The organism is Paraburkholderia sp. JHI2823 (genome assembly GCF_038900695.1).
GTDB classification, from domain to species: domain Bacteria; phylum Pseudomonadota; class Gammaproteobacteria; order Burkholderiales; family Burkholderiaceae; genus Paraburkholderia; species Paraburkholderia mimosarum.
The window spans coordinates 1-15,595 of record NZ_JAYMRY010000024.1 but is presented as its reverse complement, the minus strand read 5'-3'; the positions used below and the strand labels follow the sequence as shown (position 1 = coordinate 15,595).

The 15,595-nt window shown below is 56.4% G+C and carries 10 protein-coding genes and 2 tRNA genes; 5 read left to right on the top strand and 7 right to left on the bottom strand.

Going from position 1 to position 15,595, the window contains the following annotated elements; all coding sequences use genetic code 11:
- The first annotated feature begins 47 nt into the window (after window positions 1-47).
- Window positions 48-563: a hypothetical protein gene (locus VSR34_RS23600; protein ID WP_342963698.1), complete on the top strand. Its 516-nt coding sequence runs from the start codon at window positions 48-50 to the stop codon at window positions 561-563.
- 340 nt (window positions 564-903) lie between these two features.
- Here VSR34_RS23600 and VSR34_RS23595 read toward each other — a convergent pair whose 3' ends face one another.
- The 4 genes from VSR34_RS23595 to VSR34_RS23580 form a co-directional block, all read right to left on the bottom strand.
- Window positions 904-1,341 (bottom strand): hypothetical protein, encoded by a 438-nt coding sequence (locus VSR34_RS23595; RefSeq protein ID WP_342963697.1) that lies wholly within the window; start codon window positions 1,339-1,341, stop codon window positions 904-906.
- Between the two features lie 207 nt (window positions 1,342-1,548).
- Entirely contained in the window at window positions 1,549-2,070 is a 522-nt protein-coding gene (locus VSR34_RS23590; RefSeq protein WP_342963696.1) for an HAD domain-containing protein, read from the bottom strand.
- A gap of 231 nt (window positions 2,071-2,301) precedes the next feature.
- Window positions 2,302-2,928 (bottom strand): hypothetical protein, encoded by a 627-nt coding sequence (locus tag VSR34_RS23585; protein WP_342963695.1) that lies wholly within the window; start codon window positions 2,926-2,928, stop codon window positions 2,302-2,304.
- A 46-nt stretch (window positions 2,929-2,974) separates the two neighbouring features.
- Entirely contained in the window at window positions 2,975-3,571 is a 597-nt protein-coding gene (locus VSR34_RS23580; RefSeq protein ID WP_342963694.1) for a BPSL0761 family protein, read from the bottom strand.
- A 2,711-nt stretch (window positions 3,572-6,282) separates the two neighbouring features.
- Between VSR34_RS23580 and VSR34_RS23575 the strand changes: the two genes are divergently transcribed.
- The 4 genes from VSR34_RS23575 to VSR34_RS23560 all read left to right on the top strand — a co-directional run bounded on the left by VSR34_RS23575 (window position 6,283) and on the right by VSR34_RS23560 (window position 13,032).
- Complete coding sequence (locus tag VSR34_RS23575; RefSeq protein WP_342963693.1) at window positions 6,283-6,759, top strand: HAD domain-containing protein; 477 nt, start codon at window positions 6,283-6,285, stop codon at window positions 6,757-6,759.
- A gap of 1,135 nt (window positions 6,760-7,894) precedes the next feature.
- Window positions 7,895-10,585 (top strand): integrase, encoded by a 2,691-nt coding sequence (locus VSR34_RS23570; protein WP_342963692.1) that lies wholly within the window; start codon window positions 7,895-7,897, stop codon window positions 10,583-10,585.
- 18 nt (window positions 10,586-10,603) lie between these two features.
- Window positions 10,604-11,680, top strand: coding sequence for a TniB family NTP-binding protein (locus VSR34_RS23565; RefSeq protein ID WP_342963691.1), 1,077 nt, complete (start codon window positions 10,604-10,606; stop codon window positions 11,678-11,680).
- Window positions 11,681-12,183: 503 nt separating this feature from the next.
- Window positions 12,184-13,032, top strand: coding sequence for a hypothetical protein (locus VSR34_RS23560; protein WP_342963690.1), 849 nt, complete (start codon window positions 12,184-12,186; stop codon window positions 13,030-13,032).
- Between the two features lie 137 nt (window positions 13,033-13,169).
- Here the strand turns inward: VSR34_RS23560 and VSR34_RS23555 are convergent.
- The 3 genes from VSR34_RS23555 to VSR34_RS23545 all read right to left on the bottom strand — a co-directional run.
- Window positions 13,170-13,245, bottom strand: a tRNA-Ala gene (locus tag VSR34_RS23555).
- A gap of 56 nt (window positions 13,246-13,301) precedes the next feature.
- Window positions 13,302-13,386, bottom strand: a tRNA-Leu gene (locus VSR34_RS23550).
- Window positions 13,387-13,467: 81 nt separating this feature from the next.
- Window positions 13,468-15,595, bottom strand: a 2,128-nt coding sequence (locus VSR34_RS23545) for a TonB-dependent siderophore receptor (RefSeq protein WP_342963689.1), incomplete at its 5' end; no start/stop codon positions are given.

Here is a 15,595-nt window from a genome sequence, read left to right as displayed (position 1 = left end):
ATGGTACTTTTCCACACCTGTACATTTATACAGTATTTTGCCAACAAATGGAGCCGCTCTGGGAATACAAATGGGCCGTCTGGAACGAGGTCACCGCTTGCTTTGTCCCCACGCCGATATGGCTGACTGACGAGGAGGCACGCTCCGACTGGTACGCGTATGACATGTGCATATACCGGCTGGAACACACAAAGCGCGACAGAACGTGCGGCGTTGGCCCGGTAGTCGACCCGCCGGCCGCCGATTTGCCCTGGAAGCGCGAGCGCAGGCTGCGCGCGGAGCGCTGCCGGTACGGACTGCCCCCGTTCGTTACACCGCTCGATGACGAGTTGCGACGCATCTGGAACCTGCATCCACGAGATGAGGTAGGCCGGCTCGCGCTCGAGGTGCAAACGGGCCGATATGCGTTATCTGAACTGGAGGCAATGGCTGGTGAGGCCTATTGGCATCTGCAGAAGGACTACGCGACGGTGGACGAAGCGCGAAAGTCCCTGGGACGCATACGTCGCCGTTTGATGCAGGAGCTGCAGAGAATTGGACCCATTACCTGGGAGCGACGCTGACGCCAAGCCTGCCGTGCGGAATGTCGCGAGGCCCGTAGTTCAATTTCAGCGAGATTGGTTTCTTGGGTATCGCTACCGCTGCTGTCCCTGCGAGGTCATGACATGCTAGCAGGGGGCTTTCCGTGCGATGTCAGCAGATTCTGTCCCGTACACGGGCGTCCCGGTTATGTCAACTGTCACCCTAACGATACTGAGCCCAGCGTGGGCACAAACTCAGTAGGAAAGCACGATTTCAAAAGCAAGTGTCCATAGTTGCCGAATCGTCTTAGTTCACTACCCCAGACACCCAACATGGTCGGAGTTGCCCCTTGGCGAGGACAGCCCAAAGATTGTCCTTGCACTAACGCTGCCCTTCAAGAAAGTCTTGCCAGTCATGCGCGTACGCACAGCCATTGCCGGGTATTCCAGAGCCGTCGAGGTTCTTCTCGAAAAAAGTTTTCGCCGGCTCTGGGATTTCGCTAAGTTTGACATAGTGAACGCCGTCGCCACGCACGTGAACGGTCACTTCTGGCAACACGGGGCGCGGCGGCAACTCCTCCTTTCCGTTATTCAATGCAGCGGCCAGGCATCGCGCGACCAAATCAAAAACGCTAGCGGACCAGCGTGGGTAGTCGCGAAGCAGTGCCGTGTCACCAACGTCGCCAATCAATGCCTCCTTTAGTTCCGCTTCGTAGTCCGCCAGCGCCCCGTCTCGCACGCGCGCAATGTCGGCCGTTGCTATCACGCGTTTTCCGCTTTCGCGGCCGCCAGGCAAAAGCTCCACCGTCACTTTAAGCATTTTTGTTTCCCCCTCGTAGGGACGTATGCACTTGCATCGCCCAGAACTGTGATTGCAAAGGAGTTCGGGTAGGTGAGCGCGAACTATGGTCAGCCGCTGTCGAAGATAGGCGATGACTTTCTTGGCGACATCGCCCACGTTTGGTGGAACCAGGTGCCGTCGGTGATACGGACGGGCAATGTTCGCTGCTGATGTGGTGGCGGCCCATTACTCGTTGATGTCATCTGTCGACGCTCCTGAGAAAAACTGCTGCAAACGCTGTCGAAATAGTTCAACGACCACAGGGTCCCCAAGCCCAGCATCCGTCTGACAATGCACGAGCCGGTCACGGTGCGACTCGAATCCGTCCTCGCGGTCGTCGACAGCTAACCACGTCAAAGGTGAGTTTCTGCTCACGTAATCCATGACCTGAGCACCTCGTGGAACCACGAACCAGAAGTACTCGTTAAATATGGAGTCTTCGTACGTCGCTCCAACAACACGTTCTCGCAATGTGGACAACGGAAGCGCTGCAACTGTATATTGAGTCCCCAAAACGATAGCCCAGTCTGAGGACAAGACGATTTCGACATCAGGATACGGTCGGAGTAGTTCATCTAGAACCCGCGCGAACTCAAATAATTCTATGAATTCTGGCGCACTACTCACTACAAGGTTGCCAGACCTGCGAGCGATTCCACGATGCAGAACACCGTCGATATCAAGAAATAGCACCTTTCGCGTCGTCATTTAATATCTTTCCCTGCGCGTCGGGGTCACTGGAGCCACATCGTCTCCCCCGCCACGAATCGAATCATCACGTCGTCTACCTTTGCATCAAAGCCTCGCTCGTTGTCGAGGTCTATGCGTCGCCGGTCTATCAACAATGAGAATTCAAAATCGGAATGCGCCAAAACAACATACGGGTCTGAGCGACACGACACAAAATCTAAAACTGCGTCCTCCTTGGTCCCGCGCTCGTTACTCCCCATTGCCGTTGTCAATTTTTCGACGCACCGGGAGGTCCTCAATCTCAGCGTCGTAAAGCCCTGCGCGCTGCGATGCGTCCATCATTCGCTCCATCCCCTCCCGCTGGTCCTTGCGCATTTTCTCGCGATACGCCTGCGCAACCGCTTTGGGTATACGTTGAATTCCTTCTTCGTCCGTGCGAGCAGGCAGCTTGCCCTCGTCGATGAGCCTCCGCACATGAAAAGGCGAAACAAAGAGGAGCCGCGCGGTTGCATCGAGCGTGAGTTCCGCCGGGTTGTCAGTCTCACGGTTTCTTACGCGACAATCAGGAATCAACTCTTCAGTGACGTCGCGCCATGCGCCGCCCTCGCAGAGGATTTCAGCAACGCAACTGAGCACGTATTCGCCGTCGCTGCTCCAGCCGCTCGGGCCTACTAGATGATAAATGCGGCCGCTGGCTGTGCGGCCTCTACGTGCCTCGGCATCTAGTTCAACTACCGGAGTGCTCACTCGTCCATCTCGCGTTTCCCTGCTATATCCTACGAAGCGCCGCTCGCCATTGGCGGACTCGCGTATCGACCAGCGCTCCAAGTACACTGTTTCCGAGCCTTCACCCGGGAAATGCAAGTAGATGGACATATCTCCCCTCCAGATGCAAGACGAAAGGGTCCTTCACCTTCGGATGTCATTGCCCGACGAATCGGAGATTCGTCGGGCCATCTGACAGGACCACGACCCGAACGGCTTCATACTTGACATCGTGGTAGCCGTCTTCGCGCGGTACCGGACCTCGTGGGTACCACACGTCGTACGGGTCGCCTCTATACGCACCCCGTTCGTGCGTCCATACCATCTCCTGCATGCTCACCTGTCGGACTCCGTCCGCCTCTTCTACGTCGGCATAGTGCGTCATGAACAGCACGTAGCTATTCGGTTCCGCACATACCAACGCCTTCACCAGTTGTGCAACGGTCATGGGATTTGAGGCGAGCACTGCTCCCAGCTTGGCGACAAAGTCTGCCATGTCGTCCGCGCCGGACACACTCGCACCATCGTCTTCGGCTTGTGGCGCTGAAATTCCAGGGTCTCGCCACGGCCATTCGAGCCACGGCGACTGGGCAGCAATCAGCGATAGCATTCCGTCATCGGGATAATGACGTAGCACGGCGGCCGCTCGTTGTCGGAGCGCTTTGACATTCACTACCGACGTCATTTTCGAGGTGTCAGAAAGCAGCTCGCGCGCATTTATCAGCGCACGTGTGCGTTCATCCGGCATAGTCATGGCTTCACTCCTTTTGACATAACTGGCCGCTGTTCGTCTACGTTGTTCACGTCGTTTCCTTCACCTTGTGACCCTGTGGGTATCGGCCCGTCGTCCCTTTTCGCGATTTCGTTCGTACAGTTCGTCTCGCAGCGCCCGTTTGAACAGCAGTCCTAATTCGAACGACGACATTGTCCTCAGGTCTACGTACGTGCGCGGTCATTGCCTCCAGACTCCGTCGTATGCCCTTGTCAATTTTGGCGGCGAGCGCCCGCTCCAAACTTGCACGAGGAGTCTTGTCCCGCATTCATCGCCTCCAATGCTTGTGCAGTCGCGTCGATTCGACACGGCAGCGCCTGTCGCTATTGACTGGCAAGAGTTCTAGCCAAAGCGCTGCCTCCGAAGTTCGTCAGCAGGGTTGCTGCAATGGTGGGGTCATCTCGTCCTTTTGCGGGCTGGCATTTGAAAGCAGTGGGGTAAGGCGATGCAGATAAATTCGATATCACCCTAGTCCGGGTAATGCCGAAGTAGTGCTTCGGCACGGCGTCGGACCCTTGCGGGCAGACTAGGTTCGCTCATCCGAGAGTGCTGTTGCAGAAAATCCCGAGCATCCAGGATGGCCGACGCTCGCTCGAAAGGCATCGTCATGTGCGTGCTCCGTCTGAAAGCGTCGACGCCGTAACGTCCGAATAGGAGCGGATACCGTTGAATGCACACCACTGTAACCAAACATACGTTTCGTCCGGATTTACGGAGCTGTCGCCGACTAGTTGGTACACCCGCCCAGAGCGGGTTACTCCGCGTCGAGCGATTGCGTCAAAATCGCAAATTTCCGAACTCACCCTCGTATGCCCAGTCGCCTCGTTGCGTCCGACAAAATGTCGCGTGAGCAAATCTGTTTCAAGAATATGCCAGGCACTCAGTCGAACCATCGGCTGCTCAGACACGGAAGGTGTCAGCCACAATGACATTGCCGATTCCCAGTCGCAGACATTATCTCGTGTTGGAGATTCGGTGTGTGACCGCCAGCGAAGTACTTCCGCCGTCACGTCAGTCGGTGACGGCTGCCGGAACAAAGCGCACCACGCCGTCCACATCTGGAGCCAGTCGTCGGTCGACCCCGGAAGTCCAACTAGGCGATATGTACAGCCAGCGTTGGAAATTCCAACCATCGCGACTAGGTCAAGGTTGCGTATGGCCGGGCTGGCATGGCATCTTTTGTGCACAACGTCGATGCCGACGAAATGGCATCCATGGCCTGCTTGCAGGATGCGCCATTCGAGAAGAGCAACCTTGGGGCCGTTGAGACCAGAGTCACTAGAGAAAGTTTGAACTAGCGCACTCATGGCTATTTGCTTTGCATACCTAATCGATACACGGCAAGTTGCTGACCAGAATTCTCTGCTGACCATCGAGCAGCGTAGGCCGAACGCCAAGACTTCTGCCACAACATCTGACGGGCGGGTTAGGCAGCACCGGCCGGCCCAACGTGGGGGATGCGCGCCCAACGACAGAAAGGAAAATGAAATATTGCTTGTCCGTTAAATGTTGAGTCGGACCGCTCGGCGGCTCGGTCGCAGTCAAGCAGAGGCGTCTCCGGAGCCAGAACTCTAGCCAAGCACGAGAGCCATCGGTGAGATATTTATCTCACTTTTAGTCTAGTCGGCCATATGAAAAATGCAAGTTCAATCGGACGAGGCGTCGCCCATGGTATCTGCGGTTCGCAACGCTGCACGGCGGAGGTCGCCGAGGTCAATGTAGCGGTCGGCGCTGGGGCTACCGAGCACCGTCAGGCACTGAAGGAAAAAAGTGACGGTAAATTTTCCAGACGAAACGTGTCGCGCGACGGTCCTTGGTGTGGCGCGGACACCTACCAGCGCAAGTCGGCGCGTTAGCTCCGCCGAGGTTATCCAAGGCTGAGCCGCCAGTTCCGCACCAAGCGCGGCGGCCGCACGCTGCTCCCAGGACCCTTCTCGAGAGATTGCCGCCGACCATAACGGAGGTGGTTCTGAGTCTGTGATATGCAGAATTTGGAGGAGCAAGCTGAACTGTGCCGTGCCTCTCGATATACGCGATACGAGGGCGCGCTCGCTGTCATCCTCGCCCGCAGCGACTAGAGCCTCCGCCAACTGCGCGTAGGTTACGTCTTTCCTCGCTAGGGCCACGCGAAGAACGCGTGCCGCGAGGTTCGGCCATGAGTCACCCACAGCAGGAATTCCTTGCCACGAACACGCACGCCCCCTATACTAAAAGTGCGATAAAAATCTCATTTTTCGACAACTCGAAAATACGAGCCATAGCCGCAAGCGCGACAAAGCTTGTAAGTGTAAGACGGTAGCCCGGAAGAGACCAGCGATACCGAAAGAGGTCCCGGGGAGATATACGAACTCGTATGGCGATACTTTCGGCGGGCAAGCTTCCACACCGCTCGGCAACGCCCCCGTACCGAGCCTTTTTCAGCACGAGGAAAAGTCGGATTGCCACTTCGCTTGGCGCGTATGCGCCCTCGTCTCGCCAGAGCAAAAAGGCAGATGTCGCGACGTTCGGCGGGTCACATTGGACGACTAGGCCGCACAACGCGCCACAACGACGTCATCCTTGCCCGAAAACAACCCGCTATCCGATAGCAGAGACGGCGCTCGAGGACGCTTTCATTTCGTCGATTGCGCCCGCGCGGCCCACAACCGTCGCGTGGAACAAACTCTTCAGACATCTGAAGTGGGAAGGCGAATATGAATATCTATCTCAACTTCGATGGCGTGTTGCATCCTGACGAGGTCCATTTCAGTGAAGGTCGCATGCCAACTCTTGCGACGCGAGGTCACAAGCCGTTCGAGCACGCTAACGTTCTCTCCGACCTGCTGACTCCGTATCCCAAGGCGACAATTGTGTTGAACACATGGTGGACGTTCTTCCTTGGAGTAGACGATTGTCTAGCCATGCTGCCGTGGGCTCTGGCGCATCGAGTCATTGGAACAACGCTAAAACGAGCGTCCGCTTATACTCGCATGCCGACGCGCATGAGCGAGGCAGAACGCCACGTCGCTCAACGTCATGAACCATTCCCCCTCATCCTCGACCACAACAAGTCGCGCTACAGCCGCGAGCTTACGCCCAATATTGTACTTCTGAGGGCCGAAGAAGGACTTTCCAGCTCCCTGGCTCAGCAGTACATTGTTAGGCGACTTGCTGCCATACAATCGCTCTAAAATAAATCGCAGTCCTAGGTATACGTATCCGGCCGACCAAAGACCGACGTCTATAACCAGCGCCGAGGTGGCACATCTCATGCTGTCTACACTTGCTAAAGAGTTTAATATTTCTGCTTCTACACTTTTGTTGAAATATTCATCTTCACTTTCTGAACGTTCTGACCTATTATTCCTCCGGTGGGGCGTTGGCTCTGGTGCGATTTGTCAATCGCTTTGACACCTCTAAGGCTGTTTCATAGGACCGGCGTGGGGACCTTGCGGACTGGAGTTCAGCGAGCGCACCGCCGACACATCTCGACCGAACGAACGATGTTAACGTCCCGAAGCCGCCCTCACATTGCACTAGGAGGGTCACGTGGAAATTCGTCTACCGGTCTCTGCACTTCTTTCGAACCCTTCAACATCTAACGTCCCCTCAAAATTTGCGAAGTTGAGGGGCCCACTGTACACACGGGGTTCCAAACGCACGCAGCTGCACATAGTGTTCACAGTCGACAAAGGCTCCGAGTTCACGTGGAGGTACAAGAGCGACTTGTTCATGATTCTTCGCATCTCGGAAGGCACCATTCTCTATAGTTCAGCGTCGGAAGAGAGAATCTATTGCATGCCCCAGACTGAATTTGAGCACTGCGTACTGCGTCAGGAAATCTACCTTCTTTAGAAAGGCTCGCGGATAAGTCTTCGCAAGCCCGCGTCAAATCGTACAGAGCAATATGAAGGCAAAGAAGGCCATTGGGCGAAAGTCCTACCACACACCCGCGTAGCGCTCGGAAGTAGGCGACTCGTTGCGTGCTAGAGACCTCAAAGCACGACTCTCACTGGTACGAGAGCTATCGGAAAACTCCTAGCTCTCGGCGGTAAATGTAGCTGACAGGTAGCGCAGGTGAGCATTCAGTTACCAATCAAGCTGCCCCCGTTATCAAAGTGGCAGCTATGTGATAAAGAGTTGACGGAACATGCTCCGATAGGCCCAGCTCGGCCATACACGCACTCGGAGTTACTCGATGCGTTTGCTGAGTGGGGTACGCCAGACAGCGGAAAGAAGTACATTATTAGCTCGAGACTACATTCCCCTGTGCGAAAGGTTAGAGGCGGCGCGGGAAATTGCGTCACCTGCTATACGTCGCGCAAAATGAAGCGGCGCGTCGCAACCGAAAGCCGCAATGTGGAATTTCCGGCTGTTTACCGATACGACCTTGACGACGTCACGCGCGAGTTCTACTGCCAACCGGTCCAGGTCAGTATTCCAACGATAATAAGAAGAACCTTCGCGGACGGTCGCACGAGCGAGTACATCCAAGATGTTCCATACACGCCTGACATTCTGAGATTGACTGCAGCGGGCCCGTTTGTAGAAGAATGGAAGACTGAAAAACGCTTGCAAGAGCTTGCCACACGCTATCCATGGCGATATTACAAGTCAGAAAGTGATAACACCTGGCATTGCCCTGAAAAAGAGCAGTTTTTCGCCGAGATGGGCATCACTTTCTGCCTTCGGTCCTCCGTCGAGCACAATCCTCTCTTCATTTCAAACCTTCAACACCTCAGAGACTATCAAGGCGAAGGTTCAGAACCATTATCTGAAGATGCCCTTAATGCAATCAAGCCCCTCGTCGAAAAGCCCGGCGCATTGAGCCTTGCCGCTCTCTGTGCGAAAGCTTTCGATGATGTCACTCCATGGAATGAGCCTGTTGTCGCCCCCACGCCGCCGGGGAGGTTTAGGGTAGATGATGTGTGGAAGGCAATCGCCGAGCAGCGGCTTCACGTCGACCTCGAATTCGACGACCTTTCCGAACCTCATGATGTAGCGGTCTGCTCTAGTCGCGAGCAGCTCGAGTTGGTCAAGTGGAACCGGCCTCCGCAGCATGCCGTTACGGAGGCTTTCACATTTGACGTCGAGGTAGGCAGCGACTTTATGTTTCGAGGTGCGCCCGAAGTCTTCACGATTTCAGGAATGCCCACAGGGAAAGTCCTGTACTACAGCGATTCATCAGTGACTCTTGCGGCGGAAATGCCGGAAGTGCAGTTTCAATCCGCGTTGTACTCCGGCGACATCATCATGTTGTCCACTCCCAAGAGCACCGAAGAGCTTTTGGCTCAGCATGAGCACTATGAAGACGGACGCATTAAACAAGCTCGCGACCGCTTTCTACTACTGGAAGCGCTTGAACATGCTCCGCGCGGCACGCAGGTCGCGTTCGGCGTTGGGATTCGACAGGTTCAGCGCCTGAAGAAAAAAAAGCGAGAGGCCGGAGATTCGGCACCACTGCAGATGCTTGCACTGATTCGCCGGCGTCCCCCTGGGCGCGGGCGACAAATTAGTGAAGCGAAAGTCGACGTGATTCGTGAAATTGCTCGCAGGAACAACAATCCCACAAATCCCCTCACAAGCAACGCCTACGAAGATTGTAAAACCCTTTGCGCCGAGCGCGGTATAGAGTATCCGCCGTCCAAGAACACTTTCTACCGACACTATCGCGCATTTTTTAACATTCGCTCTCGTGAGGGAAGTCGTCGAGCATACAATGCCGAGCCCATCGTTTGGTATTTAAACCACGAAGATAAAGTTCACGGAGGTCGGCCATTTCATCGCGTCCACATCGACCATACGAAACTTGACATCATAATTTACATTCGCGGATACGGAGGGCGCGTATATAGAATTAGGCCGTGGCTCACAATCATCATGGATGCAACGTCGCGCGCCGTACTTGCATTTTATCTGGCCGCTCACGCCCCGAGCGCAACGAGCTGCATGATGGCTATACGCGAGATGATAAGGCTTCACCGGCGTATGCCAGAATTCATCGTCGTTGACGGCGGCAAAGACCTTCAGTCCCTTGCCTTCGAATCGCTTTGTCACCTTTACGACGTAACGCGCGAGACCCGTCCCTATCACGAGGCTCGCTTCGGTGCAGTCATCGAGCGGCTTTTTGGAATAACGAACCAGTTGCTTATCTACAAGCTCGTCGGCAACACAAAAGCAATGAAACACGTAAGGACGGTCACCCGGCAAGTTGACCCAGCGCGGGCAGACCATATGAGCTTCGCACAATTACATGGGCTTCTGGAAGATTTCTTCTATGTTCGTTACAACCGGGAGCGCGTGCATCCGGCGCACGACCACACTCCAGAAGATTACATGAACAAGGGGTTCATCCAGACTGGCCGCCGCCTTAGGCGGCTGTGTCCGTTTGACCGCCGGTTTATGATTCAAACCTGCATCCCCGTATCGCGTGGTGGAACGCGAACCGTTGACCCGCAGAGGGGCATCCAAATTGGGCCTTTGCATTACTGGACCGACGAGTTTTCGCGTCTGCGCAGTAGAGAACGGAACGTCCCGGTGCTCGTCGATATGTGGGACGTCAGCGTCGCGTGGGCCTCCATTCATGGACGTTGGGTTCGATGTGAATCGAAGCTGTTGATGCAATACCGTCGATTGACCGCCATTGAACTTCGTTATGCATTCTATGAGGTTTGGCTTCGCTTGCGGAAAGCGCCTGAGGAAGCGTTTGAGTCCTTGCTCGACGACGTACTGAACGACCACGTTCTCCCAGCTGTCGCAGACGCTACGGCTGCGACTCACCGTATATACGGCGCGGTAGGCATAGCCGACGTCATACCTCGCGAGACCGACGGCGAAACGCTCAAAGGTGACGACAAATCAGCGTCCGCTCAGACGGGAACCGAACAAGCGCCTACAACCGTCGATAGGCCACCATCGAAGCCTCAACCTGCGTCAAACACTTCGAACGCTGGCGAATCGTTGGTTCAGAAATTCAATTTGGATTACGAATCATTGCCAGTTTATCGCCCCCTCTAACGTTACCGGGAGTATGCCATGCTTACTCGTGAACAAGCGGCTGCGCGTGAACAAGCCATCGCGGGCAGTCCCGCCGACAAAGAAGCATACATGGATGCGCTCCGTTTCCCTCACGCGAACCAGGATAAGGTAATCAATGTAATACGCAACCAACCGAAGCCGGGTGCCGGGCTTTCTATCACTCTCGTGGTAGGCGGCACCGGTGCCGGTAAGTCGACCTTGGGTAAAATGCAATTAGCCGACTATATCGCTTCCAACGCGGTAGAAGTCGACAATGACTCAAGCCTTATTCCTGCAGTGATGTGTGAGGTGGATGCAGTCGATGCTAGTACTCGTGAACTCAATTGGCCACTACAGTACACACATTTGTGTCATGCCTTGCTCGCGCCCAGCATACTTGACGGCATCAACAACTATCAAGAACTCGGGAAGTCACGTGACCTTGTGCGTAACAGTAGACTTATGTTTGAAAAAGCGCTTATAGGGCGAGGAACGACATACCTAATCCTCGATGAGGCTGTCCATTTAACTCGCGCAAAGGGAGACCCTCGAGAGGGTGGGAATCTTTTGAAGTCTTTGGGGAATCGGGCAGGCTTTCACTTGCTGCTACTGGGCGCTTACGGCTCCGAGGAAATTGCCGTGGCGACCGACCAGCTCGCGCGCAGATTTGAGGTCGTTCACTACTCGCGATATAAACCGACAAAAGAAGATTTCACAGAATTCTGCAAGTTTGTGAAATCAGTCGCGGAGGCGCTGCCACTCGCTTGCAAGGTTGATATCGCGGGTCAAGTTGAGTACTTGTTTAATGGCACATTTGGTTTCTGTGGCCAAGCCGTCGACGTCTTGAGAAGAGCCGTGAAAAAATGCGATGCTGACGGTGGCCGACAATGGAAAGACGAATTTCTTTTTAGCTCGATGCCATCCGAGAGAGCTCACAGAAAGATTGTAAAGGATACGCTTGTCGGAGAGGATGCCGTCCAGTCTTACCTCCAGAAAGACAGTAAACACAACTACATTACCGAAAAGCAGGCTCGGGACGAGTTGTTGCTCGACGCGGAAGCGACCAATAGAAATACGCAGAGGCAGCAAGGATGAACTCCTCTCTTCGGTTGGCGTCTCGACCGGGAGGTTGGCCAGACGACGCGCCTCCTCGCTCAGCATGCTTCGGACTGTCTCCTGAGGGTTGCAGCGGAGATACTCTTGAAGACCTGCGAAGTTACTTCCGCCGTCTATCCGCACACCATGGGATGCTTCCTTGGACCTTCGCCTTCCGTGCCATTGCACCACTGCTTGGGGGTCGAGATTTCGATAGCCGCAGGCACATAGCCAAGGATTGCTACGGACTCGCAATATGCGGAATCACGGATTTGGCGGCGAGGTGGTCGAATGCGCTCAATCTTCTCACTCTGCGCCATGACCTAGAGCGTCATACGCTGCGGCCGCTCGGAAGCATGTTGTCGCCATATAAGCTGCTCTCTCGTTGTGAAAGATTTTGTCCAGCGTGCTATGCGCAGGACGACCGGGCAAATATTGCGAAATATAATCGGCTGCTCTGGTTAATTGACTGCGTAAAGGCATGCCCGATACACGGAATGCGATTGAAACAGATTCCGACACCAAAATTCGGTGACGGAGAAGCGTTCTGGTTGCCAGGTTCATCGCGAGTCGACGGCTCGAATGTGGCAAGGGACGTTGCCGAGGAGGCGTATCCGGAAGAAATAAAGTCCGCGTGGCTGGTTGTCGACCTACTGGAGGATTGCCAATTGCGTCCTGACGCTTTTCTTGGTTCCCCGGCTATTCCAACTTTTCTAAGCCATGCAAGCTCTAGCCTTTTCGGCGGAATTGCTGCCACGTTTGCGGCTGAACTTGGAATTAGTAAGGGTGAGCTCCATGGGTGGATGACTGGTGAAGTCCATCCGAGCCTCCACTGGATTGTTCTTATAGCCTACTGCTGTAGCTGCCGCGTTTCCGACGTCTTGCTAGGAAATACGCCGGCTATCGCTTGGAGAGGCCGGCCGCGCAATATCGATTATCGGCTCGTGAACAAGAAGCGGAAGGGCGCTTCAGCGCCGACGTCCGCGCTTGTCGCAAACTTCGAGCAATTAATCGCCTCGGGAAGAGTCCGATATTTGCAGGAGGCAGCGGACAGACTCGACGTTTCGGTCAAGTTCCTTCACAAAATTGCCCCCAACCAGTCTGCGGCGCTTATCGAAAACGGCAAGGAGCATAAGAAGGATTCAGCTAAAGCGACCGGAGATACCAAATTCGCGGAGTTTCTAAGTTCGCACAGAATGCTGGGAACCAAAGTCCCGTATCCATCGCGGCGGCTCGTTGTAGCCGACGTTCGCAAACGAACGGGCCTGACCTTTAATTTCCGCCAAGCATGCGAATTCCAGCGAAGGGCTAACCGTATGGCTGGGATTGCAGGAACCAGCAGAGCGGCATAGTCTCGGCTCGCACTCTTTTTCGAAAAAAATCCAACAAGAGATTGCGAGCGCCGCCCAGTCTAACCAAATCGTGTCGTTTACGACATTCTTTGGATAACTCCACAGCTGCGAAGTTGCCCTTGCTGCTGCCGTTCTGTTGGTGGAGGTAAGCGGGATCGAACCGCTGACCTCTTGCATGCCATGCAAGCGCTCTCCCAGCTGAGCTATACCCCCTTGCAGAACGGCTGCCGCACGAATCTACCGTTGCAGCAGATTCATACGCTTGCGACTGGTGCCCAGGGCGGGACTCGAACCCGCACGCCTTTCAGCGCTACCCCCTCAAGATAGTGCGTCTACCAATTTCGCCACCTGGGCTTGAAGGGTCGCCATTGTATCGAGTCCCCGCGCATTTTTGAAGGCCCTGCGTGAGGAATTTTTAACGCGCGGGCGCGGCGCTCAGAACTCCAGCGTGGACGTCAGCTCGAGCGTGCGTCCAAGCCCCACGGCAAGCTGATTCGACCCGGCCGCACTCCAGTAGCGCCGGTTGGCCGCATTCTCCAGATTCGCCTGCACCGAAACGCGTTTGCCGTACACGCGCGTCGCGTAACGCAGTCCCGCGGTCAACAGCGTGTAGCCGCCGATCTGCGCCTGGTTCGCGTTGTTCACCTGGCGCGGCCCGACGTAGTAGATGCCGCCGTTCACCGATAGACCCGCAAGCACCGGCACGCGATATTCGGCGAACACACTCGCCGTCACACGCGGCGTGTTTTCCGGAGTCTTGCCAACAAGCGTCGGATCGGAGGAGTCGATCTGCTTCGCGTCGAGATACACGGCCGACGCGCTCAGCGAAACGTTGTTCGTCACGTCGCCTTGCACCGAGAACTCCACGCCGCGATAACGCGCGTTGCCGTCCATCACATAGACGTTGTCGGCGTTCGTTCCGGCGCTGGCCTGCTTGAGATTGAAAAGCGCAAGCGATACGAGCGTGTTTCCGGGGAAGCGCGTGCGCACGCCCACTTCCTGCTGTCGGCTCACCGCCGCGGGCAGGATCTGGTTCGCGTTGACGGTCGTGGCCGGCGCGCTGCCCGCCGATTCGAGCGCCTCGACATAGCTCGCGTAGACGCTCGTCTGTGGCGTGATGCGGTACGTGATGCTGCCCGAGGGCGATGTGTGATTGATATCGCTGCCCGGCGTGCCCGCCTGCGAGGTCTTGTACTCAGAGCGGCGCACGCCGGCCACCACTTGCAAGCGCTGCGTGATGTCGATCTGGTCGAATAGATAAACGCCGCTGTTGCGCACGTGCTGCGCGTAGAACTGGCGCGCGCTGCCGCTCTGCTTGAGCGACGTGATGTCGACCGGATCGTAGAGATTTTGCGCCGCCGTATACGTATATGTCGTGAAGTCCGGCTGAAACAGCCAGTTCTGCACCGCGCCCGTCGTGACGGTGTGCATGAACGACCCCGTCCTGAAGTCTCCATTGACTTCGAGCCGCACGTTCTTGTTCTCGTACATCTGTCCGTACTGCTGGCTGCCTTGCAAAGTGCCCGCACCGGTCGCGACGTTGTACTTCTGGAACACCCAGGCCCAGCGGTCGCGCCGCGTGATTGACTGACCGAGCGAGAGCATCGCGCTCCAGTGATCGTTGAACGCATAGTCGGCGCGCACGAGCTGCGAGGTGGCGCTCGCAGTGGTGGGCTTGTCGTTCGGCACCAGCAGCTTCGATGGGTCGGGCATGGCCGGCAGCGCGATCTTGCCGTTCACAGCCGTGAGCGGCGCGATGCCGGCCTGCTCGACGACGCGCGTTTCGATGTGCTCGAGATCGTATTGCAGCTCGAGCTTGTCGCTCACGCGCCAGTCGAGCGCGGCGCTCACGAACTTGCGATAGCCGCGATCGCCGTCGATGGGGGTTTCGACGTGCTCGTCCATCGCGTTCACCCGTATGCCGAATTCGTTGTCCGAGCCGAAGCGGCGGGCGATGTCGGCGGCGGCGCCGATCGAGCCGTGCGAATCGCCGAGCACGGAAATGCTCGTCACCGGCTCGCTGCCCGCGCGCTTCAGCACCATGTTGACGATCCCCGCCGGCGCGCCGAAGCCGTAGTACAGCGCGGACGCGCCCTTGAGCACTTCCACGCGCTCCTTGTTTTGCATCGGCATCCAGATGTTGTTGTCGATGGGCAGCAGGCCGTCGAGATAGAAGCTGGAGCGGTTGTCGAGCGGGATGCCGCGGACCGAGAGATTGTCGTAGGCGAGTCCGTTGAGCTGCTGGCGCGTCACGCCCGCGACGTTGCGCAGCGCGTCGTAGAGGCCGGTGTCGCCCTGGGCGTCCATGACCGCGCGCGTGACGACGTTCACCGTGGCCGGCACGGCGAGCGCATCCATGCCGCGGTACTGGCCGGTTTCGACGGATTGCGGCGCGTAGCCCTGGGTCTTCGTGCCGGTGATCTTGACAGGCGCAAGCTGCGGGGCGTCGTCGGCGGGTGCGGTTGGGTTTTCCGCGGGGTTTGCCGCGGGGTTCGCAGCTGTGCTCGCCGCGTCGGCATCGGCTGCGTGCGCCGCGTGTGCAACGCCGGTGATGCTCGCCGCC